Source organism: Actinomyces denticolens (genome assembly GCF_002072185.1).
Classification (GTDB): domain Bacteria; phylum Actinomycetota; class Actinomycetes; order Actinomycetales; family Actinomycetaceae; genus Actinomyces; species Actinomyces denticolens.
In genome coordinates, this window is record NZ_MVIW01000010.1 from 53,673 (window position 1) to 77,612 (window position 23,940).

General features: G+C 66.6%; 24 protein-coding genes. 16 read left to right on the forward strand and 8 right to left on the reverse strand.

Going from position 1 to position 23,940, the window contains the following annotated elements:
- Positions 1 to 43: 43 nt before the first annotated feature.
- From B1H55_RS04280 to B1H55_RS04290, 3 genes are read left to right on the forward strand one after another with little or no spacing between them, the layout of a single operon-like run.
- Complete coding sequence (locus tag B1H55_RS04280; RefSeq protein WP_077240229.1) at positions 44 to 889, forward strand: LicD family protein; 846 nt, start codon at positions 44 to 46, stop codon at positions 887 to 889.
- On the forward strand, positions 879 to 1,817 hold the full coding sequence (locus B1H55_RS04285; protein WP_231952609.1) for a glycosyltransferase family A protein: 939 nt from the start codon (positions 879 to 881) through the stop codon (positions 1,815 to 1,817). Before B1H55_RS04280 ends, B1H55_RS04285 begins: the two co-directional genes overlap by 11 nt.
- Positions 1,818 to 1,824: 7 nt before the next feature.
- Entirely contained in the window at positions 1,825 to 3,105 is a 1,281-nt protein-coding gene (locus B1H55_RS04290) for a lipopolysaccharide biosynthesis protein (RefSeq protein ID WP_077240230.1), read from the forward strand.
- Here B1H55_RS04290 and B1H55_RS04295 read toward each other — a convergent pair.
- The 3 genes from B1H55_RS04295 to B1H55_RS04305 form a co-directional block, all read right to left on the reverse strand.
- Entirely contained in the window at positions 3,075 to 3,953 is an 879-nt protein-coding gene (locus B1H55_RS04295) for a LicD family protein (RefSeq protein ID WP_077240231.1), read from the reverse strand. The two genes, B1H55_RS04290 and B1H55_RS04295, sit on opposite strands and share 31 nt — an antisense overlap.
- A gap of 103 nt (positions 3,954 to 4,056) precedes the next feature.
- The gene (locus B1H55_RS04300) at positions 4,057 to 5,007 is read right to left on the reverse strand and encodes a DMT family transporter (RefSeq protein ID WP_077240232.1); all 951 of its coding nucleotides are present in this window, start codon (positions 5,005 to 5,007) and stop codon (positions 4,057 to 4,059) included.
- Positions 5,007 to 6,833, reverse strand: coding sequence for an NTP transferase domain-containing protein (locus B1H55_RS04305; RefSeq protein ID WP_077240233.1), 1,827 nt, complete (start codon positions 6,831 to 6,833; stop codon positions 5,007 to 5,009). The genes B1H55_RS04300 and B1H55_RS04305 overlap by 1 nt, the downstream gene beginning before the upstream one ends.
- Positions 6,834 to 7,268: 435 nt before the next feature.
- On the opposite strand from B1H55_RS04305, the gene B1H55_RS04310 reads away from it, so the two are divergent.
- The 8 genes from B1H55_RS04310 to B1H55_RS13080 all read left to right on the forward strand — a co-directional run bounded on the left by B1H55_RS04310 (position 7,269) and on the right by B1H55_RS13080 (position 12,196).
- Positions 7,269 to 7,949: an ABC transporter ATP-binding protein gene (locus B1H55_RS04310; protein WP_231953024.1), complete on the forward strand. Its 681-nt coding sequence runs from the start codon at positions 7,269 to 7,271 to the stop codon at positions 7,947 to 7,949.
- Positions 7,946 to 8,725, forward strand: coding sequence for an ABC transporter permease (locus B1H55_RS04315; RefSeq protein WP_077240234.1), 780 nt, complete (start codon positions 7,946 to 7,948; stop codon positions 8,723 to 8,725). Before B1H55_RS04310 ends, B1H55_RS04315 begins: the two co-directional genes overlap by 4 nt.
- Positions 8,722 to 9,405 carry a hypothetical protein gene (locus tag B1H55_RS12210; protein ID WP_143163794.1) on the forward strand — a complete coding sequence of 228 codons (684 nt, stop codon included), beginning with the start codon at positions 8,722 to 8,724 and terminating at the stop codon, positions 9,403 to 9,405. Before B1H55_RS04315 ends, B1H55_RS12210 begins: the two co-directional genes overlap by 4 nt.
- A 102-nt stretch (positions 9,406 to 9,507) precedes the next feature.
- The gene (locus B1H55_RS13075) at positions 9,508 to 9,636 is read left to right on the forward strand and encodes a lasso RiPP family leader peptide-containing protein (protein WP_115737004.1); all 129 of its coding nucleotides are present in this window, start codon (positions 9,508 to 9,510) and stop codon (positions 9,634 to 9,636) included.
- An 81-nt stretch (positions 9,637 to 9,717) separates the two neighbouring features.
- Entirely contained in the window at positions 9,718 to 10,941 is a 1,224-nt protein-coding gene (locus tag B1H55_RS12995) for an asparagine synthase-related protein (protein ID WP_143221359.1), read from the forward strand.
- 2 nt (positions 10,942 to 10,943) lie between these two features.
- Positions 10,944 to 11,504 (forward strand): asparagine synthase-related protein, encoded by a 561-nt coding sequence (locus B1H55_RS13000; RefSeq protein WP_231953023.1) that lies wholly within the window; start codon positions 10,944 to 10,946, stop codon positions 11,502 to 11,504.
- Position 11,505: 1 nt separating this feature from the next.
- Positions 11,506 to 11,787, forward strand: coding sequence for a PqqD family protein (locus tag B1H55_RS04330; protein ID WP_073451064.1), 282 nt, complete (start codon positions 11,506 to 11,508; stop codon positions 11,785 to 11,787).
- The gene (locus B1H55_RS13080; RefSeq protein WP_073451065.1) at positions 11,765 to 12,196 is read left to right on the forward strand and encodes a lasso peptide biosynthesis B2 protein; all 432 of its coding nucleotides are present in this window, start codon (positions 11,765 to 11,767) and stop codon (positions 12,194 to 12,196) included. Before B1H55_RS04330 ends, B1H55_RS13080 begins: the two co-directional genes overlap by 23 nt.
- 49 nt (positions 12,197 to 12,245) lie before the next feature.
- Here B1H55_RS13080 and B1H55_RS04340 read toward each other — a convergent pair whose 3' ends face one another.
- The 3 genes from B1H55_RS04340 to rfbA all read right to left on the reverse strand — a co-directional run bounded on the left by B1H55_RS04340 (position 12,246) and on the right by rfbA (position 14,772).
- Positions 12,246 to 12,932, reverse strand: a complete 687-nt coding sequence (locus B1H55_RS04340; RefSeq protein WP_073451066.1) for a response regulator — start codon at positions 12,930 to 12,932, stop codon at positions 12,246 to 12,248.
- Positions 12,932 to 13,744: a sensor histidine kinase gene (locus B1H55_RS04345; protein ID WP_073451067.1), complete on the reverse strand. Its 813-nt coding sequence runs from the start codon at positions 13,742 to 13,744 to the stop codon at positions 12,932 to 12,934. The genes B1H55_RS04340 and B1H55_RS04345 overlap by 1 nt, the downstream gene beginning before the upstream one ends.
- Positions 13,745 to 13,881: 137 nt before the next feature.
- Positions 13,882 to 14,772 (reverse strand): glucose-1-phosphate thymidylyltransferase RfbA, encoded by an 891-nt coding sequence (gene rfbA, locus B1H55_RS04350; RefSeq protein WP_077240236.1) that lies wholly within the window; start codon positions 14,770 to 14,772, stop codon positions 13,882 to 13,884.
- Positions 14,773 to 14,842: 70 nt separating this feature from the next.
- Here rfbA and manA point away from each other — a divergent pair, with 70 nt between their 5' ends.
- Positions 14,843 to 16,036: a mannose-6-phosphate isomerase, class I gene (gene manA, locus B1H55_RS04355; RefSeq protein ID WP_077240237.1), complete on the forward strand. Its 1,194-nt coding sequence runs from the start codon at positions 14,843 to 14,845 to the stop codon at positions 16,034 to 16,036.
- A 4-nt stretch (positions 16,037 to 16,040) separates the two neighbouring features.
- On the opposite strand, the gene B1H55_RS04360 is transcribed toward manA, so the two are convergent.
- Positions 16,041 to 16,772, reverse strand: a complete 732-nt coding sequence (locus B1H55_RS04360; RefSeq protein ID WP_077240238.1) for a TIGR03089 family protein — start codon at positions 16,770 to 16,772, stop codon at positions 16,041 to 16,043.
- Positions 16,773 to 17,043: 271 nt separating this feature from the next.
- On the opposite strand from B1H55_RS04360, the gene B1H55_RS04365 reads away from it, so the two are divergent.
- The 3 genes from B1H55_RS04365 to B1H55_RS04375 are packed head-to-tail and all read left to right on the forward strand — an operon-like array spanning position 17,044 to position 22,759.
- Entirely contained in the window at positions 17,044 to 17,298 is a 255-nt protein-coding gene (locus B1H55_RS04365) for a WhiB family transcriptional regulator (protein ID WP_188640695.1), read from the forward strand.
- A complete protein-coding gene (locus B1H55_RS04370) occupies positions 17,295 to 21,245 on the forward strand; it encodes a glycosyltransferase (RefSeq protein WP_080461603.1) in 3,951 nt (1,316 codons plus the stop codon). Before B1H55_RS04365 ends, B1H55_RS04370 begins: the two co-directional genes overlap by 4 nt.
- Positions 21,242 to 22,759: a DUF5719 family protein gene (locus B1H55_RS04375; protein WP_080461604.1), complete on the forward strand. Its 1,518-nt coding sequence runs from the start codon at positions 21,242 to 21,244 to the stop codon at positions 22,757 to 22,759. The genes B1H55_RS04370 and B1H55_RS04375 overlap by 4 nt, the downstream gene beginning before the upstream one ends.
- Positions 22,760 to 22,803: 44 nt before the next feature.
- Here B1H55_RS04375 and B1H55_RS04380 read toward each other — a convergent pair whose 3' ends face one another.
- Positions 22,804 to 23,265, reverse strand: coding sequence for a metallopeptidase family protein (locus B1H55_RS04380; protein ID WP_231952607.1), 462 nt, complete (start codon positions 23,263 to 23,265; stop codon positions 22,804 to 22,806).
- Between the two features lie 94 nt (positions 23,266 to 23,359).
- Between B1H55_RS04380 and B1H55_RS04385 the strand changes: the two genes are divergently transcribed.
- Positions 23,360 to 23,803, forward strand: a complete 444-nt coding sequence (locus B1H55_RS04385) for a DUF3499 domain-containing protein (protein ID WP_073451075.1) — start codon at positions 23,360 to 23,362, stop codon at positions 23,801 to 23,803.
- Positions 23,804 to 23,940 lie beyond the last annotated feature (137 nt).

A 23,940-nucleotide genomic window follows, 5' to 3' on the forward strand; every position in this document is an offset into this window, starting at 1 on the left:
CGATCCCCGCATGATCCGGCGTCCGCGATGAGAAAGGCCAGCGATGGAATCGCTCTCACAAGAGGAGATCAAGAAGATCGAGCTCGACGTCCTGCGCGAGCTGGATCGCGTGTGCGCGGAGCACGGCCTCACCTACTTCCTGGCCTACGGCACCCTCATCGGCGCGCTGCGCCATGAGGGCTTCATCCCCTGGGACGACGACATCGACGTCGTCATGCCCCGCGACGACTACGAGGCCCTCTTCCGCCTGTGCCGCGCGGGCGCCCTCGCGGATCGCTACAAGCTGGTCTCCTACCGCGACCGCACATCGATCTACCCCTTCTTCAAGCTCGTGGACACCCGCACGCGCGCCGAGGAGACCTTCATCGACGAGGAGCGGGCCCTGGGCCTGTGGGTCGACATCTTCCCCCTGGAGCGCGTGAGGCTGTCCGACCCGCGCATGCGCCGAGTGCGCGCCAAGGCCGCCCGGCTCGTCCGGTGGCGCTCGCTCGCCGCCACCGATCCCCGGTACGCCACCTCCGGCGCCGCCAAGCTCGTCAAGCGCGTCATCCACCCGGCCACCCGCCGCCTCGACCCCTATCGGATCGCCGCCAAGGCCGATGCCCTGGCCCGGGGGGCGAATGTCAAGGATGCCTCCGCCCAGGACGATGACATCCGCTACGTCCTGCTCGTGGACGACCACATGGATAGGAACACCCTGGAGCCCCGGTCGCTCTTCCCCGCGGCCCGCGCGGTCTTCGAGGACGAGACGTACCCCGTGCCCGCCGAGGCGGCGCAGGTGCTCACCGACTACTACGGCGACTGGGAGCGCATCCCGCCCGCCGAGGAGCGCCCGCCCGCGCACCTGCGCGCCGTCACCTGGGCGGAGGAGGCCGGCAGTGACGCCTGAGATCCCGAGGAGCCCTGAGAGCGCCGAGACCCGCGCGCGCACCGCCCCCCGGGCCGCGCCCAGGACCGTCTGCGTCTTCACCCCCACCTATGAGCGCGCCTACATCCTGCCCGTCCTCTACGACAGCCTCGTGGCGCAGACCTCCCACGACTTCGTGTGGATGATCGTCGACGACGGCTCCACCGACGGCACCGAGGAGCTCGTCGCCTCCTGGATCGAGCGCGGCGAGATCGAGATCGACTACGTCAAGACCGCCAACGGCGGCAAGCCCCGGGCCATCAACCTCGGTGTGGAGCGAACCACCAGCCCGCTGTTCTTCGTCGTCGACTCCGACGACTGGCTGCTGCCCGGCGCCATCGAGCACGTGCTGACCACCTGGGCGACCATCGAGGGCCAGGACCGCTACGCCGGGATCGTCGCGCTGCGCGGCACCGATGAACGCACCCCCATGGACACGTGGATGCCCGAGGGCGCGCGAGACGTGAAGTACTGGGACCTCTTCGAGACGATGGGATTCCGGGGGGACACCTCCCTCATCCATCGCACCGAGGTCCTGCGGGACTACCCCTACGACGTCGCCCCCGGGGAGATCTTCATCGCCGAGACCTCGGTCTACTACCGGCTCGACGAGCGCTACGTCATGCTGGCCGATAACACGATTCTCACGATCTGCCACTACCTGCCCGACGGACTCACCCACAATTTCGCGGCCAACGCCAAGCGGAACCCCATCGGCTACTGGAAGCACAAGCGCTACTGCGCCGAGCGCTCCACCACGCTCAAGGGCGTCGTCCGCGAGACGCTCCTGTACCTTGTGGGCTGCCGCCTGGCCGGGCAGTCCGGCGCCCTGCGCATGGCGCCCAACAAGCCAGTGGCCCTGGCCTGCTACCTGCCCGCACTGGTGGCCAGGTACACGCTGTTCAAGTAGGAGAACGATGGCACAGCCCGAGGCCCTGTCCCTCCGGACGAACATGTTGTGGAGCTCGGTGGGCTCGATCACCCGACTCGTCTGCAACTACCTCGTGGGGGTCGCCGTCGTGCGCCTCTCGCACGGCTTCGACGCCGCGGGCGCGCTCGCGCTCGTCATGGCGATCGCGAACCTCATCAACCCCTTCGCCGACTACCGCCTGCGCACGATCCAGGTCACCGATACCAAGGGCGAGCGGAGCGCCGGGGAGTACGTGGGCCTGCGAGTGCTGACCACCGCCCTGGCCTTCCTCATCGGCATCGTCTACTCCCTGGTCACGGCCTCGTTCGATGCCCTGCCGCTCATCGCCATGTACCTGGTCTACTCCCTGGCGACGAACTTCATCGAAGTCCTCCACGCCATCGATCAGCGGCATCGCCGGATGGACTACATCGGCAAGTCCTACATCCTCCAGGGCGTGACCACCCTGGCGGGCTTCTGCGTGGTCCTGTGGCTGGCGAACTCCCTCATGGCGGCCGTCGTCGCCATGGCGGTGGTGACCATCCTCGTGGGCGTCGTCTACGACGTGCCGCGCTCGGCCCAATTCGAGCGCCTGCGCCCCGTCATCGACCTCCGCCCCGCCATGTCCCTGCTGGTCACCCTCTTCCCCCTCGTCATCGCCCAGGTCTGCAGCTCCTCCGTCCTGACGCTGCCCCGCCAGTACCTGGAGTCCTCCGTCGGGAGCGAGGCGCTGGGGATCTACAACTCCGTGGCCTCGCCCGTCGTCATCGTGCAGATGGGCGCCGTCTACGTCTACAGCCCCCTCATGGGGGAGTTCGCGGACCGCTTCCATTCCGACAAGCGCTCGGCCCTGACCCTCCTGTGGCGGACCATCGGCGGGATCCTCGTGGTCACCGCCGTCGCGGCGGCCCTGCTGCTGCTGCTGGGCGATCCGGTGCTGCGGCTCATCTTCGGGGACAAGATCATCGGGCACACGGACCTGCTGCTGCCCGCGATCGTGTGCACGGTCATGACGGCCTTCGCCTGGTTCATGAACGACCTGCTCATCGCCGTGCGCGACCTCAAGGCGAGCTTCCTGGGCAATGCCATCGCGGCGCTGGCCTCCCTGGTCTCGATGAAGGTGCTCGTGGACGCCTTCGGGATGAACGGGGTCAGCTGGGTAGGCGTGCTGTCATACTCCCTCGCCGTCGCCCTGCTGGCCCTGTTCCTGGCCCGCGACTACCGCCGGCTCGGCTCGGAGCGGGGCGGGTCGCCGGCTCAGTCCTCGGCGTCGTCGGCGAAGTCGTGATCCCCGAAGTCCACCAGTGAGGGCTTGTGGTTGACCCGCTCGGAGACCGGCGGGATCGCCATGTAGTCGCCGTAGCCCCGGGTCAGCACCGCGTCGTAGGCGCGGGGCATCCGGATCGTCATCCCCTCGAAGGGCAGGGAGATGGTGGGAAGCAGCTCGTCGCGGCGGATGGACCAGCGCCTGGGGTCCTGGGTCGAGAAGTCGCCCAGCCACACCGAGTCCTCGCCCTCGTGGGAGCGCGCGGAGCGGTCCCAGCGCTTGTACAGGGCGCGCGGTGAGACCCGGGCGGCCCGCAGCCCCCAGTGGACGGCGCGCAGGACGAGCCCGGCCGCCTGCCTCGCGGGCGCGGGCAGTGGGACCTCGGCGGTGGGCGTCCCGCGCAGGTACATGAGCCGCCCCCACACCCAGGTCCGCCGCGCCATCCGCTTGAAGGCGCGCTCGTCGTCGGGAAGGACGTCCAGGGGGAAGATATCGACCCCGATGGGCACCCGGTAGGCGCGGTTGCGCGCGATCTCGGGGATGAAGGCGGTCCCGGCCAGGCCCAGCACGCCGAAGGTCTTGGGGTAGTCCGGGGAGTTGCGGGAGCTGAGCAGCACGAAACCGGGGTCGATGACGCGATCGGCCTCGGCCAGGAGACGCTCGTAGTCCGGGCGCGGCATGACGACGTCGACGTCGTCGTCCCAGGGGATGAAGCCCTGGTGGCGGGCGGCGCCGATCGCAGTGCCCCCGTAGGCCGCGTACTCCAGTCCCAGCTCGGTGCAGACGCGGTCGAGCTCGGCCAGCGCGCGCGCGGTGGCCCTTTGGACGCGCTTGAGGAGGGCGGGGTCGTCGTAGCCGGTGGCGCTCATGGGCACATCCTCTCCCGTGGGGGCGCCGACCGGGAAGCCGCGGCGCGACGTGTCGGGGCCGGCCGTGCCGAGCGGCTCGCGCCGGGCGCGGCCGGCCCCGCCCTCACGCCTCCTTCGCGAGCGCGGGGGTGCGGCGCGTGAGCCGCAGGTCGGACCAGTCGGCGGTGGCGGCCAGGACCGTGCCCACGAGGATGACGACGCAGCACACCACCTGCAGGGCGGTGGGGATGGTCCCCTGCAGGACGAGGGCGAAGATGACCGCCCACGCGGAGTAGGAGATGTTGAGGGCCATGCCCCGGGAGGCGCCGATCGTGCCCAGGGCCTTGTAGTAGAAGAGGTACGAGGTGGTCCCGGCGATGGCCGCCAGGGCGATGACGCCCGTGGCGGGCGTGAGGGAGGCGCTGGCGGAGAAGCCGAGGGCCCCCGCGATCGGTGCCACCACCAGGAGGTAGGTCAGGCCCGAGGTCGTCTGGCGGATCTGCAGCGCGGTCTCGTTGTCCACGGAGTCGTCGCGCATCCCCCAGGTGAGGATGACGGCCTCGGAGCCCCAGCCGAAGACGCAGGCCAGGGCGGCGATGATCCCCAGGATCGCGTTGCCGCCGCCGGACTCTGCGGAGGAGGACCAGCCGATCGCGATGATGGCGGCCAGGGCCACCAGGAGCGCGACGATCTGGCGCGGTCTCATGCGCTCGCCGAGGATGAGGAAGGCGAGGAGCGTGCCCAGGGCCGGGTAGAAGGTGGAGATGATCGCCGTGTAGGAGGGGCCGATGTTGTTGATGGCGATGAGGTAGCCGCTCATGCCCACCGGCCCGCCGAGGAGCGCGGCCAGCACCACGACCCTGCCCGAGCGGGTGCGCAGGGCGGCGAGCGTGTGGCGCAGGCGCCCCCGCGCGCCCATGTAGGCCACGAGGAGCAGTGCGGAGATGACGTCGTGGATGAGGGCGCTGGCGATGGGCGCCTGCGAGGCCCCGAGGAACGGGGCGAGGGCGACGGCCATGGCCAGGATGACGGTGTCGAGGCCCCAGGTGGCCCCGCTGATGACTCCGTAACGCATCAGGCGCTCCTCCTCGCGCTCAGGGCCTCGGGGGCGCTCGTGAGGTCCGTGCCGGAGGCGTAGGACTCCAGGAGGGCGTCGACGTAGTCGACGGCATGGCGGTAGTAGATGAGGAACCACTCGCCGACGTCGTCGCCCTCGGCCTCCTTGACCAGGGACCATACGTACCAGCACCAGCCGGCGAAGGTGACGTAGGACCAGAAGTGGCGCCGCTCGGCGGGGGTGGGGGTGCGGCCGAAGTAGTAGCCCAGGGCGTCCTCGGTGCGCTCGGCGCCCAGCTGCGCGCAGACCACCATCGTGCCGAAGTCGGCGGCGACATCGGACATGCCGGCGTACTCCCAGTCGATGAGGGAGAGCTCGCCGGCGGCGTCCACGAGGAAGTTCAGCGGGAAGAAGTCGTTGTGGCTGGGGGCCAGCCCGAAGCCGTCGGCGTCGGCGAACTCCTTGAGGCGCAGCACCTTGGCGCGCAGCTCGTCGTAGCCGGGGATGTCGATGGGGCCGCGGGAGGCCAGGATCGACTCGTAGCGCAGCCCCTCGGTCACGAAGTCGAAGGTGCGCGCGAGCTCGCGGCCCGACTCGTGCAGGGCGCGGTCCATGCGCATGGCCCGCTCCAGCTCACCGGGATTGGACACGTCCAGGTTGCGGCAGTCGGGGACGTAGCGCGAGATCTTCCAGCCCTGCTCGGGATCCCCGGCCAGGAAGGTGGAGTCCAGGCCCAGCTCGCCGGCGAGCCGAAGGGCCTCGATCTCCGCGCGGCGGTCGATGAGCTGGTTGGTGCCGGCGCCGGGGTGGCGGTAGACGTACTCGTCCTCGCCCACGGAGAAGTGGCAGGACAGGTTCGTGATGCCCTGCTTGAGGGGGTAGAAGGCGCCGATCCGTCCGCGCTCGCAGCCGAGGGCGGATGAGATGTTCTCGAAGACCTCCGAGTCGATGTTCTCCATGAAGGCGGGGTCGAAGGAGCGCAGCTCGTCGATGGAGTCGAACTCGTGGATGACGCCGTCGGGGTACTTCCGGATCACCATGTCGAGGCTCTTGATGTGATCGAGGTAGATGGACTCCCACAGCTTGGGGGCGGTCTCGGGCAGGTCGTAGACGGACTCCAGGATCGTCCGGAAGGTGGCGGAGAAGGCACGGTCGAAGTAGACGTGGCCGAGCATCGTCCAGGCGTCCGCCCCGCCGACGGTCGCCCCGGTGATCCGCCCGCCCGCGCCGGTGGTCAGGCACCACTCCTGGGTGGGGCCGGCGATGTACGTGGCCGAGTAGTAGGCCTGGTAGACGTGGGACTCGAAGGGGTTGATCGTGAAGTAGTCGTCCGAGGAGCAGATGTAGGTGTTGGCCAGGTCCTCCTTGACCAGCCACAGGGAGGCGTTGTTGTTGCGGGTCGCGTACTCCTTGTTGACCACGATCCGCGCCCCGTAGCGCTCGGCCAGGGAGAAGAAGTACTCCTTCTTGTAGCCGACGACGATCGTGATGTCGGTGATACCGGCCTCGTGGAGCTGGCGGATCTGGCGCTCGACGAGGACCTCCCCTCGCACCTTGAGGATGCCCTTGGGGCGCTCGTAGGAGATCGGGGCGAAGCGACTGGACAGGCCCGCCGCCAGGATGATCGCGTTGTCCACCCGGTAGGGCTCCAGCGCGGCCCGGCCGGAGGCGGTCAGCTCGCGCTCGGCGATGTAGCCGGCGGCCTCGCACTCGCGCACGGCGGCGTTGACGCTGCCCAGGGACATGCCGGTCGACTCCTGGATCTGCCGTTGGGTCAGGGCCGCGTCCGCGCGCAGGAGCGCGGCAAGGGTGTCGAACTGGGGTTGGGTGAGGGTGCCGGGCATGGAGCGGCCTCCTGTTCGGATCTGAATGGGAACCTCGTGTGTTCGAGAGTAGTCCCATGTGTTCAGAAACTGAACAGGAGGCCGTGTTGCCTTCGTCTCGTTGACGGCGCCGGGGCCCGGTGGGCGCCGGTCCTCAGCGGTGCCCGCGGGCCAGGAGGTCGAGGAGGTACTGGCCGTAGCCGGACTTGACGAGCGGCTCGGCGCGCCAGGAGTGAAGTAGCCGCCTCGATATCGTCGGATATCATACGTTTGGTGAACTGATGTGAATCCGGACCCATGACGAGGCGGAGCTGTACCTGAAGCGGCTCCTGGGAGGATGATCGGACTCCGCCCGTGGGCCCATGCGCCGGACTGGATCATACCGACGTCCGATGTACATCTGCAGTTGATGTTTGCCATAGTGTCATCATGGTTGTGATCAATGATGTCGTGAAAATGCATAGCAGGCGGACTGTCCTTCATCACGTGTCCTTCACGGCGGCATCGGGCAAAGTGACAGGTTTCGTGGGTCCCAACGGTTCGGGGAAGTCCTCGACCCTGAGAATACTGCTAGGATTGGATAGGCCTAATTCTGGGGCGACTAGCATCGGCGGGATGAATTATCGATCTTATCGGCATCCGTTACGCATTGTGGGCTCAATGCTGGATGGTCCTGGCGCCAATCCGATGCGCTCAGCCCGAGCTCATCTCAGTTGGGTTGCGACCAGCAATAAGATACCCGTGAGGCGAGTATCTGAAGTCCTCGAGCAGGTTGGACTGGCCGGCGCGGAGAAGCAGCGGATCGGGACATACTCGTTGGGGATGGGGCAGCGTTTAGGGCTTGCCGTCGCATTATTGGGTGATCCTGAGTATCTCGTACTAGATGAGCCCGTGAATGGGCTGGATCCAGAAGGGGTGCGTTGGATGAGAGATTTGCTGAAAGAGCATGCTGATATGGGCGGCACGGTGTTGCTCTCGAGCCATCTGATGTCCGAGCTGGCTGAGATAGCTGATGATATTGTCGTCATATCACAGGGCCGTATTACTGCAGCCGGATCACTTGCGGATATCACCGAAGGGTACAGCGATCTAGAATCCGCCTTCTTTGCTCACACGAAGAGCGGTGCATCAGCATGATACTGGTAAGGGCTGAGGTGAAGAAGTTATGCACTTTGACATCGATATGGATAGCGACCGCGAGCTGTATCCTGCTTCCCGTCGGACTGGCCGCGCTCAGCGCGCACACGATGTATAGGGCGCTCAGCGCCGGGAGAAAAGGGGAGATGTTAAGTTCATCCACTGCCGATGCAGGATTCGGGCATCTGATTTTTGGAGCTATCGGTGTTGTAGTGATCGGCGTAATCGCAATGTCGAGTGAGTACACGAGAAATGCGCAGAAAGTCGGTCGATCGAGGCAATTGACGACTACCATGATAGCAGCGCCTCGTCGATTCCAGACAGTAATCTCGAAAATCATCGCTTTATGTCTATGGGTGGTTGCGACTTCTGCCGTGGCGGCAACAATAACGATTGCCGTGTCACGGCAGATGCTTGGTGAGTACGCTGCTCCATTGGACGGGACGTACTGGCGGAGAGTCGCTGGAGTATCTGTGTTTTGGGTGATGATGGCATTGATTTCTTGTGCTTTCACAGCAGCGACCCGGAACGGCGTGCTGCCGTTAGTCATACTTCTCGCGAACAGCACGGTCCTCTCATTCAGTCGTCTTCTCGCCCTGGTGACCGATTTGGCCAAATATCTACCGGACACGGCTGCGCTCAGCATGTTCTTAGTGGAGTCCCCTGTTGAGAACGCCGTAGGCGCGGCGACCGGATTCTATGTATGCACGGCATGGGGCCTGCTGGCGGCCGCGATCATTATCGTGAGCTGGGTGATGAGGGATGCCCAGTCATGACCACCATTATTTCCGAGCTTAAGAAGATCACTTCTCTTCCAATGACATGGGCTGTTGTCATATGTACGATCATATTCTCCATCATAGTCTCGCTGGTGTTCGAGTCTCGATTCGGTAATCAGGGATCAACGGTAGAACAGGATATCCTGAAGACAGTGCCTGACTATATCGTGATCGGCTTTATTGCTCTCGGAGCGGTCCTTGGTGGCCAAGAATATCAAGGAGGACAGATATATACCAGTATTTCCGCTGTGCCGCGACGATCGATCCTGATTACCGCTAAGATCTTGCTATTCTCGATGGTGCTCTATCTAGTGGGTCTAGCTTCCATGTCAGTCGCCTCCGCTGCGATCATGGAGAATACTACAGGGGACAGCGTGCGCATTGTGTGCTACAGCAGCATCCATCTTGCCGTCATGGGTATGTTTCCTGCATTACTCACATTCTTGATAAGGGCGGTCGTGCCGACGCTCAGTGTGAGCCTGGTACTGCTGGTGGTGGCTCCTGCAGTGCTAATGCCGTTGACGGACTGGTATGAATGGCTACCGTCGCGAGCTAGCGCAGAGCTGTTCTTGAAGAATACTATCTCCTTCGACCCTGTTTCTGCCATCGTGCTCGCATCTTGGATCGTAGGTTCCGGGTGTGCTGGGATTGGACGTTTCATCTATGATGATTCATGAGTGAACGAGATTTGGGAAAGAGGTGCTAGATCTCGTTAACTATTCTCCTGCTGATCGATCCGAATGATCGGCAGTGTTCTCCTTAGGAAGGAGGTGAAAATAATGTCACATGCTTCGTACACGCCACCCAAGATGGTGGTGCTCGGAGATTTCTCTGACGTCACTCGGTGTCTGTGGTGGGGGGATTGTCGAGATTTTCTCGGCTGTGGACGTGCCCCCATCTGCGTCTAACATGACCCGATAATGTTCGATGGGGGCTCGCGCGATAACCATGTATGCGAGCCCCCATCGAACAAAGGATAGGAGAGAATCGTGGCAAAATATAGCATTTCAATACTAAAAGATCGCCCTAACAGTTATCCGTGCACACCTGATCAATCTATGGTGTTGGCCCGTTACAATTCGGGATGTCCGTGTGTGGTCGTCCCTAGCAGAGCGGACGACTATTCAGTTATAGAGGAGAAGAACAGCAAACTAATTGTATTTGGTAATCGCGGCACGCGGGAGCGCATTGAAAAATTGTTCCGGTCGATAGTGAATATCGAGGTATTCAGTCGAAAAATATGTGAAATTGGTGATCGATGGATCGCCGTTACTTGCCAAGAAGAAGTGATATATTGTCACCAGCCATTCTTGACGAAAGATCCTATATTCTGGAGTGAGAATGGAGGGGAGAAAGTAGCATCGACCGATATTAAATATCTTATTCAAGGATATGGTAGCTCGAATCTGGATGTTGCTTCGCTAGTACTTAGTATGTCACCTCTGGGCGCGCCTTGGCCTTTTAGTAGGAGTACTGTATGGAATGGAGTGAATAGATTGTCGATTGGAGAGAGGCTCGAGATTCGGGGCGAGGACGTTAAAGTCGAACGGGTATGGAAATTTCCTGAAGAATATGTCGATCGAAATCAAGTATTGCACGAGTTATCGAATCTACTTCCGTCTGTAGTTTCCAACTTAGTGAGGAGCGATGGTCGTGTAGGGGTTGATTGTTCCGGAGGTCTTGATTCGACTGCGGTTGTATATATGCTACATCACTGTGCGTGTGACATCGATGCCTATCATTATGTTGCTGCCGATCCGAGTAATGAAGACCATCTGTGGGCTTCTCAGGTTTTAAATGATCTCTCCATCATGCCTCATCTTATCGGTAATGATAGTGCGAATATTTTTTTCCGCTCAGACTTAGAAATTGAAGAACCGGATATTGAAGGACCTTTTAGTTGGAGCGCGGGGCGGACATATTTGAGTACTATCGCCAAATCTAACATAGATAACGGTGTAGTGAATCATTTCACTGGGTATGGTGGAGATGAGTTATTCACTGCTATGCCAGCTCAGTTATGGTCAAACTATCAAAAATACGGACTCAAGTCCTTGCCATTATTAAGGCGCTTCGCTAAGAAAAATAGAGTAAATTTTTTTCAATTACTTTCGGAGGCTCGGAATAGGGCGACATTTTTTCAGATCTTTTCGAGTCTTGGAAGACTAGAACGGAAAGATCGATCGTCGATCTTTCGTGGGGGAATTCGATAGAAATTCCTAGCTGGGTTCATAATGAAGCATTGCGATCTGTAGAAGAGATGGTACATCTGCTTTGTGATCAGGAGATACAGCCACTTTCAGATGATCGAGCCCGACATCAAGCTCTCGCATCACTCTCATATGAAGCTGAGCTGTTATGTCAAATTTCAAATAGATTTGGACATGATGTGGTTGAGTGGCAGTCACCTTTTTTGGATTGCGAAGTGGTGTTGGCATCGTTGAAACTCGATGTAGGTGCCCGGACCAAGATCGGCAGAAGTAAATCTCTGCTCAAGGACTCCTTGAAAGAAATAGTACCTCCGACTGTCTTCGAACGAAGGAATAAAGGAGATTATAGTATGGAGATGTATAAAGCGATAGAAGTGAATCGAGAAGATCTGCGAAGTTATTTTGACGATTGCTATTTAGCGGATCTCAGTATTGTCGATGCAGATAGGCTAAGACAAGAGGTGATGTCAGGCGTAAACGGTACTTCTGAACTTCATTCAATCCAATCGACACTTGAAGTAGAAAGATGGTTGCGCAGAACAGATTCCACGAGCTTGGAGATATGACATGCAACTTGCTGACGGTATTATCATCAACTATGTAGATGACGGGGCAATTATTTTAGATTCTAATAATGGAGTTTATTTCCAGCTGAACCGTTCTGCCGCCATCATCTTGGAAGGGTTGCTGTCTGGGATGTTGAAGGAGGAAATATATCAGAATATATTTAGCGATACGGGAGTCGATGAAAGAGAGGTATTTAAAGATATTGAATCTATGGTTGCACGGATGTCGGAGGCGGGATTTTTTATCGAAGGCGATAGGTATGGCTATTCCAGTAGGTCCTGAGGATCTGATAAAGATCACTATCTTAGAGAGACTGCGGGCATTATTTTCTGTGGGTGTGGGGTCGCTGGTGGTGCGCATGAGTCCGCGCAAGATTTGCTATTTTCTTGAATGGGCCGGAAGGAATAGTGATCCAGCGAGCGCTATGCAGGCTCAAAGGGCGAGGTATGCAGTTTGCGCTGTCAGTGTCAGATGCTCGGGAATGGGGTGCCTGCTTCGTTCTGTGTCGGCCTTTATATATTGTCGTTGTCAAGGAATTTCTCCTGATTGGTGTAGTGGATTCCGTACTTCTCCGTTCGCCGCTCATGCTTGGATCGAGGCTGATGGCCGTCCAATTGGAGAGCCTGGATCATTATCCTCCTTCGTCACAGTACTCTCTGTGAGGCCTCATCGCCATCATGCAGAAAGATAGGGATTGAGTGAGGGAATGCGAAGGTGGGCGCCCTTATCGTAAGCTATGCTCAGCTTTTCCCAGTGTTCGTTCGATAATATCCTGGTTGCACCAGGCCCCCTTCATAAGCAGCTACTATTAACTGCGCCCTGTCTCGGGCGTTAAGGGTTTTCAGTAGTGCCGCAACATGAGATTTCAACGTGGAGTGAGCGATATTCAGGGCGGTCTCAATCTCCGTGTTAGACATTCCTGCCGCGATGAGTTTCAGTACTTCCATTTGACGAGGGGTCAGTTCTTCTTCTATGCCTGTATCCAGATGGATGGAAGGGGATGGGGTCAGCGCTAGGGCCAGCGCCTCTGAAGGGAGGATCGAGTGCCCCAGGTGCAGAGAGCGCACTGCGTTAATGACCTCTTCTGGTGGCGCATCTTTGGTGATGTACCCCACGGCGCCATTGCGTAGGGCTTGGACAACTCTCTGATCTTCACTGAAGACTGTTAGCATGCACACCTTGGCTTTTGTGAGAGAGGGATGCGAGTGGATCCTTCTAGTGGTTTCGACTCCATCGATCTCGCCCGGCATCCGGATGTCCATGAGTATGATATCGGGTTTGAGTCGAAGGGCTTCCTTGATCGCATCTGCTCCGCAGCTTGACTCGCCGACCACTTCGATGCTCCCGCTGCTTTCCAGTATGGTGGTGAGCGAGCGGCGCAACAGGGTCTGATCATCAACAATGAGAACTCTGATCCTCTTCTCCATCAGTCGTCCTGGGGGTCGGGGATGATCGCGTCGACAACATAGCCATCCGACGTCTTGCCTGAATTGAGGATCCCTCCGATTGATTCGCACTTCTTTCGCAACAGGAGCAGTCCGATCCCGGAGCTGGGTGAGGCGGGCGGTGCGGGATGGGGGGCTTCGTTATGGATGACGATGCGGACGTTCTCGTTCTCTCTGCTGATTCTCACCTCAGTAGGCGCGCCTCCGGCGTGCCGCAGGACGTTCATGAGTGACTCGCGTATCACCAGTGACGCCGCTTCCTCCGCGCTCCTGCTGCGGAAGGCTGTTGCCTGTTCGACTGATAGGCTGACACCAGCGGCCCCGGCTTGCTCATATATCTGCTGCAATGGCGAAGTAAGTAGCGTGGCCTGAGTATCGGATTGCAGTAGGATCAGTAATTGGCGCATCTCTCGAGCGGCGGCGCGACTGTCGGACTCTATCGTTCTGAGCGCGACTCGCGGGTCGGAGTCGTTATCGAGCAGGCACGCGCTCGCCTGGGCCGCTATAGAGGCGATCCGATTCGAGACGATGTGATGCAAGTACTCGGTGAGATTGAGTCTGTCTCGATGGACGGCCTCCACAATCGCCTGATCTCGATTGAGCCGTTCCACGGCCTTCCGGATCCTAACCCTGATCATCAATGCCAGCGAGGCCAGGGCCGCAGATGCGATCAGTACGTAGGGCACCATCCCGTCATGGGTGGATCTCGGCCCGCAGCTGACAACCACCGTGGCGCCGACAAATAGGGTCAACAACGTCGCCGCACTGATGATCCTGGCTCTCGTCCCGCTCATCGTGCGTGTGCACCGATCCGATCGGGGAGGAGTGATCTCCCGGTATACGCGTGGATCAGAATGATGGCGGCTTCTCCCTTCGCGCGGTCATCGTTCGTCATGTCGCCGTCCATGGCAGTCAGTGCGACGAGCGGGCTTCAGGCACGGTCGGCGCTGCCGTGCGAGGAGCGGGCCAGGAGGTCGAGGAGGTACTGGCCGTAGCCGGACTTGACCAGGGGCTCGGCGCGCCGGCGCAGGCCGTCGTCGTCGATGAAGCCCATGCGCCACGCGATCTCCTCCGGGCAGCCGATGTTGAGGCCCTGGCGGTGCTGGATGGTGCGGATGAAGGAGGTGGCGTCCGCCAACGAGTCGAAGGTGCCGGTGTCCAGCCAGGCGGTGCCGCGGGGCAGGACCTCCACGGTGAGGCGCCCGGCCTCCAGGTAGGCGCGGTTGACATCGGTGATCTCGTACTCGCCGCGGGCCGAGGGCTTGAGGTCCCGGGCGATGGCCACGACGTCGTTGTCGTAGAAGTACAGGCCGGGCACCGCGTAGTCGGACTTGGGACGGGCGGGCTTCTCCTCGATGGAGACGGCCTTGAAGTCGGCGTCGAACTCCACGACGCCGTAGGCGGTGGGATCGGCCACCTGGTAGGCGTAGACGACTCCGCCGTCGGGGCTGGTGTGGCGGCGCAGCTGGGTGCCCATGCCGGGGCCGTAGAAGATGTTGTCCCCCAGGACCAGGGCGGCGGGCTCGGATCCGATGAAGTCGGCGCCGAGCACGAAGGCCTGCGCCAGCCCGTTGGGGACCTCCTGGACCGCGTAGGACAGGTTGACGCCGAGCTGCGAGCCGTCGCCCAGCAGGCGGTGGAAGCTGGGGGCGTCATGCGGGGTGGTGATGACCAGGACGTCCTGGATGCCCGCCAGCATGAGGGTCGACAGCGGGTAGTAGATCATCGGCTTGTCGTAAACCGGCACCAGCTGCTTGGAAGTGCCCAGGGTGATCGGGTTGAGTCTCGTGCCGGATCCGCCGGCCAGGATGATGCCTCGCATAGTCCCCAAGTGTGTACCATCCGGCCCCCTCTTGTGTGAGAACCGCCGGAGCTGCCACTACGGTGTGCCCATGGAGAGACTCCACGGCTTCCGGCAGAGGTACGACTGGGGGCACCGCTCCGCCATCCCCGAGCTGCTGGGGGAGGCGCCCGACGGCGAGCCCTGGGCCGAGCAATGGCTCGGGGCCCATCCCCTCGGGCCCACCGCCATGGGGGAGGGGCCGGACACCCTCGCTCAGCGGATCGGCGCCGAGCCGGCCCGTCTCCTGGGCGAGGACGTCATGCTCTGCTTCGGTCCCCGACTGCCCTTCCTTCTCAAGATCATCGCCCCCGCGCGGGCCCTGTCCCTCCAGGTCCACCCCTCCATCGGGCAGGCCGTCGAGGGCTACGAGGACGAGGAGCGGGCGGGCATCGACCTGGCCAGCCCCATGCGCAACTACAAGGACCGCAACCACAAGCCCGAGATGGTCCTGGCCCTGACCGACTTCGAGGCGGTCGCGGGCTTCCGGGCCCCCCGCCGCGTGGCCGAGGTCCTGGCCGGGCTCTCCTCGCCGCTGGCCCGCCGCATGCGCCGGACCCTGCGCCTGGCGCCCGGCCGCTTCGGTATCCGCCAGGTGTTCACCGACATCGTCTCCGTGGACAGCCGCCCCAGCGGCGAGGAGATCGACGAGCTCGTCGCCGAGCTCGCGGCCCGCCTGGACTCCGGCGCCTCGCCGTCGCGGCGCGCGGATGCCAACGCGGTGGAGATGGCCCGCGCCTTCCCCGGCGACCCCGGCATCGCCGCCGCCCTCCTGCTCAACCCGGTGACCCTGCACCCGGGGGAGGCCCTCTTCGTCCCCGCCGGCTCGGTCCACGCCTACATCAGCGGGCTCGGCGTGGAGATCATGGCCTCCTCCGACAACGTCCTGCGGGCCGGGCTCACCCCCAAGCACATCGACATCCCCGAGATGCTCGCCTGCGTCGACTACGTGGCCGCGCCACCGGTGCGCCCCGCCCCCGAGTACCTCTCGCGGGCCACCCGCGCCTACTACGCGCCCGTCGACGACTTCGAACTGCTCGTCACCGATGTGACGGCGGCCGACGGGGCCGTGGGCGTCCCCGGGCGCGGTCCCCGCATCCTGCTCGGCATCGACGGCCACGTGGAGGTCTCGACGACGGTGGGGCGCGAGCGCCTCGAGCGGGGCCAGGCGCTGTTCGTCGGCGCGGATGAGCGGGCGCTCTCCGTCGAGGGCGAGGGGAGCGTCGTCCAGGCGGACGTGCCCTGACCCCTCAGGCGGCTCCCTCCTGGCGGGCGGCCGAGGCGGCGAGCGCGTCGTCGGCGTCCGGTGCGAGGAGCGCGGCGGTGCGCCCATCCCGCCAGGCGGCGAGGATGGCGCGCATCGCTGCCGGCGTCGTCCTGCGGCGGATGAGGGCCGCGCCGGGAGCCCCCGGCGAGCCCGTGGTGGGAGGCAGGGAGTCGACCAGCGCCCCCCGGTCGAGGCTCCGCACCGCGCCGGGCCCGCCGGGCGCTCCGGTGGCCTCGATGAGCGCGGGCGCGCCGGGGGCCGCCGGGAGGGCGGGGAAGGAGTCCGGGTGGGCCATGAGGTCTGCGACGCCGTCGCATACCAGCGGGGGCAGCCCGTCCGGCCAGCGCAGGGCGAGCGAGGCCCGGGCCACGAGCGCCTGGACGCCGGCGTCCGGGCGGAGCCGCTCGGGGGAGAAGGCGACGCTGACATCGGGCGCTTCGGCATCCTCAGCCGCAGGGACGCCGGCGTCCAGGACGCATCCCCCCGCCTGCCAGGTCCCGAGCCACCAGGTCACCGTCCTCCAGTGGGGATCCAGCGCGCAGTGGACGAGCGGCGCCCGGCCCGCCTCGGCGTCGAGGAAGGCGGCGGTCTTCGACGACCACATCGCCAGCACGCGTCCCGTCAGCTCGATGCGCTCCTGGGGCGCGTACCAGATCAGCCAGGGGCGATCGCCATCGGCTGAGGTCGGGAGGAGCGGGGCGAGAGGGTCGTTCATAGTCGGATTCAATCAGAGTTGAGGCACTTCTGAGGGTTCCCAGCGAGGCCCGGGTGGCGAGGTTTCCGCAGAACAGCGGGTGATCTGCGGGGTTGAGTGGCGCGTCTCAACTCGGTCTCAGCAGATCATGTGGCCTTTCCCGGCTTGATACCTGGTCTTACAGGCGTGTAGTTTGGTTTCATCACTTGATCCTCTTCGAAGGGAAGCCATCGTGTGGAACATCCTCGGCGACGGGCCTCTGGCGCTGCCCGATGATGCTGACGACGCTGCGATCATCCTTCTCTTCGGGGGCGGGGACGAGTCCGGCCCGCTGCCGTGGCAGGAGCGCGCGCTGTGCGCCCAGACCGATCCCGAGGCCTTCTTCCCGGAGAAGGGCGGATCCACCCGCGAGGCCAAGCGCGTGTGCGCCAGCTGCGAGGTCCGCGAGGAGTGCCTCGAGTACGCCCTCGCCAATGACGAGCGCTTCGGCATCTGGGGGGGCTTGTCGGAGCGGGAGCGCCGCAAGCTCAAGCGCCGGGCCGTATGACCTGGCCGGGCCTCGAAGCCCCCTCGAGCGCCGAGACCGCTCCCGGCGCCGGGGTCGGCCGTGCCCAGGATGAGACCCTCGCCGTCGTCGTGACCGCGGGGGTCACCGCCTTCCTGCCCCGGACGCTGGCCGCGCTCGCGGCGCAAACCGCCCTCCCCGCCGCCGTGCTCGTCGTCGACGTCGCCTCGCGCGCCAACGGCCTGGGCGACGGCACCCCCGTCGAGGAGGCCGTGGAGGCCTCCGGTCTCGACCTCGTCACCGCCGTGCGCATCCTGCGCGCCCCCGCCGCGCCCACCCTCGGGGGCGCCGTCGCCCGGGGCCTCGCCCTCGCCCAGGAGCGAGCCGCGGCCCGGCCGCGCCCGGAGGCCAGCGACGAGGACGAGGGCCGCCCGATCCTCGGCCTCGACCTCGATCCCGCCGACGCCCGATGGCTCTGGCTCCTCCACGACGACTCCGCCCCGGAGCCCGACTGCCTGGCCGAGCTCCTCCAGGCCGTCACCACCGCCCGCTCGATCGCGCTGGCAGGCCCCAAGCAGGTCGATTGGGACAACCCCGACCTGCTCCTCGAGGTCGGGCTGCGGGCCACCGGCTCGGCGCGCCGGGCCAACGACATCGTCTCCGGTGAGATCGACCAGGGTCAGCACGACGACCGCAGCGACGTGCTCGCCGTGGGCACCGCCGGCGCGCTCATCTCCCGCCGGGCCTGGGAGGGAGTCGGAGGCGCCTCGCCCGACATGCCCCTGCTCGCCGAGGGCCTCGAGCTCTCCCACGCACTGCGACTGGCCGGGCACAGGGTCGTCGTCGTCCCGGGCGCCGTCATCCGGCATCGGCGCGCCACCTACCTCGGCCTGCGCGCCCTCAAGGGGACCGGGAGCGCCCCGGCGGGCGGCGACGATTCCGGCGCGGCCCCCCGGGGAGAGGACGCCGAGCCCCCCGAGCCCGCCGAGGCCCCGGATCCAGCGGCCTCAGCGGATCCCAGCCGCTCCTTCCGGGCGCGCCGCACAGCCCAGCTCGCCGCCTGGGCGACGATCTCCACCAGGCCCCTGCTGCCGCTGCTCGCCTGGATCCTCCTCCTCGCCCTGGGGCGAGGGGCCTGGCGCCTGCTCACCAAGGAACCGGGCATGGCCGGCGACGAGCTGGCGGCCGCCCTCGCCGTCGCCTCCCGGCCCGCCCGCATCCGCCGCGGCAGGCGGCGCCTGGCCTCCTTCACCGCCGTCCCGCGGGCCGTGCTCGCCGAGCTCTACCTCGACCCCGCCGAGATCCGTGCGGCCAGGAGGGACCGGGGCCGCCAGGAGCGTCAGCGCCTCGCCCGGGCCGCCGCGCCCAGCGAGCTGGAGCTTCGCGAGCTCGCGGTCCTCGCCGCCCGCCGTCGGCGCGCCTTGGGCATCATCCTGGTCCTGACCACCGTCTGCGGCCTGGCCGCCCTGAGCGACGTGCTCACCGCCCGATCCGTCATGGGCGGGGCGCTCGCCTCGCTCGGCGAGGACTGGCGCGTCATGTGGGACTCGGCCTGGAGCACCTGGGCGGGCTCGGCCGATGGCTACCCCACGGCGATGACGCCCTTCCTCGCCGTCCTCTCGCTGCCGATGGCCCTGGCCGGCACCGTGGGGATCAGTGGGGACATGCTCGTCCACCTGCTCCTGCTCGTCTCGCTGCCGCTCGCCGGAGCCGGCGCCTGGTTCGCCGCGGGCACCGTCACCCGCCGCATCGCCCTGCGCGCCTGGGCCGCCCTGACCTGGGCGGCCGCGCCCAGCCTGCTGCTCGCCGTCGGGCAGGGGCGCCTGGCCCCGCTCACCGTCCACCTCCTCCTGCCCTGGGCGCTGGTGGCGCTGGCCCGCGCCGTCGGCGCCGACCGCCGCGATCGCGTGCTCTCCGGGCTCGTGGGCGCCCACCGTGTCTCCGACGACGAGCTCGCCCGCGCCGAGGGCATCAGCACGGCCCGCATGGAGGAACTCAGGGAGCTCGGGGAGCTCGGGGCGGCTGAGGCCTCCGACGACTCCCGCCCGGAGTCGGACGGCGCCACCGGGGAGGAGGCCGGCGAGTCCGCTGAGGACGCGGAGCGGTCCCCTCAGGGCGCTGAGGGCATTGGCGCCCCGGATGATCCCAGCCCCGACGAGGATGGGGCCGAGGCGGATGACGCCGAGGACGCCGGTGATGAGTCCGCCGTCGACGCCCCGCCGAGGCCGCCGCTGTCCGAGCGCCTCGCCGCCGGGATCCGGCGCTCCGCAGCCACGGCCCGGGCCACCGCCTCCACCGAGCACTACGGCCCCGGCTCTCCGACGGCCGCCGCCGTCGCCGGGCTCCTCCTGGCCGCCATCACCGCGGCAGCGCCCGCGACCGCCGGCGTCATCGTCCCACTGCTCCTCCTGCTCATCGCCGCCAAGGCCCTCGGTCGGGCGCGCGGCCCCCACCGGGCGGCCGGAGGGGCGCGACGCCTCCTACTCACCCTCGTCCCGGCCATCATCACGCCGGCGCCGGTGTGGTGGCGCGCCTGGCAGCTGCATGAGGAGGGCGGCGGCGCGGCGGCGCGGCGCCTCCTCCTCGCCGAGCCCGGCGCGCCCGTGATCACCCCCGCGCCCGGCCGCGCAGACCTCCTCCTCGGCTCGCCCATCGACCTCGCCTCGCTCATCCCGGGAGGGCACGCGCTCCTGGCCGTCCGCCTCCTGCTCTCGGTCGTCCCGCTCCTCGCCCTCGTCGGCCTGCTGGCCTCCGGGCGCCGGGGCACCGGGGCCCGCGCGGGCGTTCTCGCGGCACTCGGGGCCCTCTCCCTCGCCGTCGTCACCACCGGCACCGTCATCGGCATCGGCGCTGCGCCCAGCGGCGCGCGCATGACCGTGACCGGCTGGCCGGGCGCCGCGCAGAGCCTCGCCCTGGCCGGGATGCTCGCCGCGGCCCTGGCCGGGGCCGACGCCGCGCGCTCCGCCCTGGTCCAGCGCTCGCACGGGTGGTTCCAGATCGCCGCGCCCATGGCCTGCGCGCTGGTCCTCGCCCCGCCCCTGCTGCTCGGCGGCGGATGGGCCCTCGCCATCGCGCATGGCGACCGCGTTCCCGGCCAGGCGCGGGCCATCAACCCGGGCGCCCCCCTCATGGCCCTGCGGTCGGCGGCCCAGCAGATCCCGCTCATCGCCCGCGAGCTCCAGCGCGCCCCCGAGGCCAACCGAGTCCTCGTCCTGGGCTCGACCGGGACCGGCGACGGATCGGCGCTGACCGCCTCCCTCTGGCGCGGTGACGGCCTCCTGCTCACCGACGTGCTGCCCGAGCCCACCGGCGCCCGCCTCGACAACCGCTCCGCCCCGTCCGCTCAGGCCGACTCCGCCGCGGGCGAGGCCGTGGACCTCACCGACCCCGCCGACGCCTCACTGGCGGCGGCCATCGCCGACACCGTCGCGGGGCAGGGCGGGACCGCCGCCGACGAGCTCTCGGCGCACGGCATCGGCGTCGTCCTGCTGATCCCCCGGCAGGGCGATGAGACCACGGCCACCGCACGCGCGGGCCTGGCCTCCACCCCCGGCCTGGAGGAGCTCGCGCGCACGGAGGCCGGCGTCGCCTGGCGCGTCAGCCCCGGCGACGCGGCGCAATCGGCCCGAGCCGTCCTCCTGGAGGCCGCGGGCGGCGATGGTGGGAGCGCGACCACCGTGCCCTTCACCGGCCTGGGCACCACCACGACCATCCCCGCCTCCGCCTCCGGGGGAGACCGCGTCCTCGTGCTCGCCGAGCGCGCCGACCCGCTCTGGACCGCCACCCTCAACGGCCGGCCGCTCCAGGCCACCACCCGGACCGACGGCCGGGGCCAGTGGCAGCAGGCCTTCCTCGTGCCCGCTCAGGGCGGCGAGCTCACCCTCGCCCACTCCTCACTCGACGGGCGGATCCTGGCCGCCTCCATCATGACGGTCTGGGCGGTCACCGCCCTGGCCGCACTCCCGCTGCGCCGCAGGAGGTACGCATGAGCCCCCGCCCCAGTCCCGGGCCGGGCCCGGCACGACGCGCCGCCGGACTGGGCGCCGGGGCGCTCCTCGCCGCGGGCGCCGTCGCCCTGACGGCCTGGACCGGCCCCGCCCCCGCCGCGCCCACCCAGGAGGTCGGCGCCGCCGATATCGATGCGCCCGCCGGGGTCGTGACCTACGGCTGCCCCGCCGCCCCCGCCAACACCCTCGGCGGCATCGACGTGCGGCAGGCCGTCTCGACCACCACCATCACCCCTGTGGGCCCGCCCGCCTCGCTGACCTACGCGGGCAGGGCCGTGAGCGCCACGTCCTCCACGCCCGCGACCCTCACCGGTGCCCAGGGCTCCGGCGGCGGCATCCTCACCGTCTCCCCCTCCGATGACGGTCGGCCCGCGGGCGCCGCGGGCGCCGCCATCTCCGTCGCCGACGCCGGGGACCTGCGCGGGCTGGCGGTCGCGCCCTGCTCGCCCGCGCGCTCCGCGGCTTGGATCGTCGGGGGCTCGACCGCCCTCGGCTCCTCCGCCGAGTTGCGCCTGACCAACCCCGGCGTCACCACCGTGACCGCCCATGTGCGCCTCTACGGCTCGGCCGGCGCGATCTCCCTGCCGTCCAACGGCGAGGTCGTCGTCGAGCCGGGCAAGACCTCCTCGCTCCTCCTGGAGTCGGCCGGCGCCGCAGACCCCAGGATCGCCCTGTCCGTCGAGTCCGACGGCGGGAGCGTCGTCCCCGCACTCGTCACCGAGGGCCTCGACGGCGAGACCCCCGCCGGGGTGGAGATGCTCACCCCGGGCGCCTCGCCCGCCACCGAGCAGACCATCCCCGTCGTCGCCACGGCGAAGGCCGCCGAGCAGGGCTCCGAGGCCGTCAGCGGGGCGACGTCCTCCGACGAGCCCGTCCTGCGCGTGGTCAACCCCGGGGATTCGCCGGCCACTGTCTCCGTCATGCTGTCAGGCAGCGCCGGTCCCTCCCCGCTGCCCGGCGCCCAGGCCGTCCCCATCGACCCCGGCTCCGTCTTCGACATCACCCTGACCGGCATCGATCCCGGCGTCTACGGCATCCAGGTCACGTCCGACGCCCCCGTCAGCGCAGCCGCCAGGATGGTCCGCGTCGGCGGCGAGCTGCCCGCCGGTTCCGGCTCCCTCGTTCACGACGTCGCCTGGAGCCAGGCGGCCGCGCCCGGGGCCCTGGCCTCGGCGACGGCCCTCCTGCCTCGCGATGGCGTCTCGCCGGGGCTCGTCATCTCCTCGACGGCGAACGAGGCCAGAACCGTGGCGCTGGCCAGTCCCGATGGATCATGGTCCACCACCGTCGACATCCCCGCGGGTGCGAGTGCGACGGCCCAAGTGCCGACCGGGGTGAGCGCCGTGCGGCTCAGCGCCGCCGACCCCGATGGCCTGAGCGCCGCCGTGCTGCTCACCCGCAAGGCCTCCGGGGAGGCGGCGGGCGCCCTCATCGCCGTTCTACCGGTGATGCCGGACTCCGCCTCTCAGACCTCCACGCGGATCAGCCTCGACTGACCCCGGCGCGAGCGGCGCCATCGGCCCGCGCCAGGGCCGGGCGCTCAGAAGAAGTCCGGGTCGATCTCCTCGGGCCGGCGGCCCATCATCGTCGAGACCTGCTCGACGACGACGTGGCGCACGAGCGCGCGCAGCTCGGTGATGTCACGGGTCCGTGAGACCACGGGTCGACGATAGACCACCACCCGCCCGGGCAGCCCCGCCCGTGGCTCCGGCGCGAAGCCGCGGCCCAGGACGACCCCCGGCTCCCAGGGGGCGGGGTCGGAGGGGGGCACCTCCTCGACGGCGAACTGCACGCCCGCGACGAAGGGGTGGCGCCGGGCGAGGTCATCGGCGACCTCGATGACGAGGGCATCGAAGCGCTCGGCGCGGGTCCGCCAGGCCGGCAGCACCGGTGGCATGAGCGGGCCGCGCAAGCCGTGCCCGTGGCGGTCCCGGTGGCGCCTGGCCGATCTCGGGGCCGGCGCCGGGAGGCCTCGGGGCTGGAAGGAGCGGGAGCGTCTCACGCGGCCACCATACGTGCCGGGCCGAGGGGCGGAGGCGAGCGCCCCGCCGCCGCCCGGAGTGATTCCGGGCGGCCGGGCGCGATAACCTGCGCTGGTGAGGAATGTGAGGAGCTGCCGGAGGCCCGGCTGCGAGAACCCTGCCGTTGCGACGCTGACCAGCGTTTACGCGGATTCCACGATCGTCATCGGCCCGCTGTCCACGGAACGCCGGCCCGAGGCCTACGACCTGTGCGCCAAGCACGTCGAGTCGTTCAACGCTCCCCGGGGCTGGCAGATCATCCGGCTGGCCACGGAGTTCGCCCCCGCGCCGCCGTCGGAGGACGACCTGCTCGCCCTGGCCGACGCCGTTCGAGAGGCCTCGCGCGCGCCCCGCCCCCCGGCCCGTCCCGCGGAGCGCGCGGGACGCCCCGGCGGCATCATGCCCTCCCCGCTCACCCATGATCCCGATGTCCTGCCCGATCACCTCACGGGGCTCGGAGACGGGGAGATCACCCGCCGCGGCCATTTGCGGGTCCTGCGCGGCGAGAAGGAGGACTGACTCACCCCTCCTTTCCCCTCACCGAGACCGGTCGAAGTGGCGATCGAGACCGGTCCGCGGACCAGCGCTCCTATGTTGTGGGTGTCAAGGTGGTGGGGTGGTAGGTGGGGTTGTTCAGGGCTTGTTTGAGGGCGTGG

Coding starts and splice junctions, on each gene's coding strand:
- B1H55_RS04280 (WP_077240229.1), top strand. CDS start 44: ATGGAATCGCTCTCACAAGAGGAGATCAAGAAGATCGAGCTCGACGTC.
- B1H55_RS04290 (WP_077240230.1), top strand. CDS start 1,825: ATGGCACAGCCCGAGGCCCTGTCCCTCCGGACGAACATGTTGTGGAGC.
- B1H55_RS04295 (WP_077240231.1), bottom strand. CDS start 3,953: ATGAGCGCCACCGGCTACGACGACCCCGCCCTCCTCAAGCGCGTCCAA.
- B1H55_RS04300 (WP_077240232.1), bottom strand. CDS start 5,007: ATGCGTTACGGAGTCATCAGCGGGGCCACCTGGGGCCTCGACACCGTC.
- B1H55_RS04305 (WP_077240233.1), bottom strand. CDS start 6,833: ATGCCCGGCACCCTCACCCAACCCCAGTTCGACACCCTTGCCGCGCTC.
- B1H55_RS04310 (WP_231953024.1), top strand. CDS start 7,269: ATGCATAGCAGGCGGACTGTCCTTCATCACGTGTCCTTCACGGCGGCA.
- B1H55_RS04315 (WP_077240234.1), top strand. CDS start 7,946: ATGATACTGGTAAGGGCTGAGGTGAAGAAGTTATGCACTTTGACATCG.
- B1H55_RS12210 (WP_143163794.1), top strand. CDS start 8,722: ATGACCACCATTATTTCCGAGCTTAAGAAGATCACTTCTCTTCCAATG.
- B1H55_RS13075 (WP_115737004.1), top strand. CDS start 9,508: ATGTCACATGCTTCGTACACGCCACCCAAGATGGTGGTGCTCGGAGAT.
- B1H55_RS04330 (WP_073451064.1), top strand. CDS start 11,506: ATGCAACTTGCTGACGGTATTATCATCAACTATGTAGATGACGGGGCA.
- B1H55_RS13080 (WP_073451065.1), top strand. CDS start 11,765: ATGGCTATTCCAGTAGGTCCTGAGGATCTGATAAAGATCACTATCTTA.
- B1H55_RS04340 (WP_073451066.1), bottom strand. CDS start 12,932: ATGGAGAAGAGGATCAGAGTTCTCATTGTTGATGATCAGACCCTGTTG.
- B1H55_RS04345 (WP_073451067.1), bottom strand. CDS start 13,744: ATGAGCGGGACGAGAGCCAGGATCATCAGTGCGGCGACGTTGTTGACC.
- rfbA (WP_077240236.1), bottom strand. CDS start 14,772: ATGCGAGGCATCATCCTGGCCGGCGGATCCGGCACGAGACTCAACCCG.
- manA (WP_077240237.1), top strand. CDS start 14,843: ATGGAGAGACTCCACGGCTTCCGGCAGAGGTACGACTGGGGGCACCGC.
- B1H55_RS04360 (WP_077240238.1), bottom strand. CDS start 16,772: ATGAACGACCCTCTCGCCCCGCTCCTCCCGACCTCAGCCGATGGCGAT.
- B1H55_RS04370 (WP_080461603.1), top strand. CDS start 17,295: ATGACCTGGCCGGGCCTCGAAGCCCCCTCGAGCGCCGAGACCGCTCCC.
- B1H55_RS04375 (WP_080461604.1), top strand. CDS start 21,242: ATGAGCCCCCGCCCCAGTCCCGGGCCGGGCCCGGCACGACGCGCCGCC.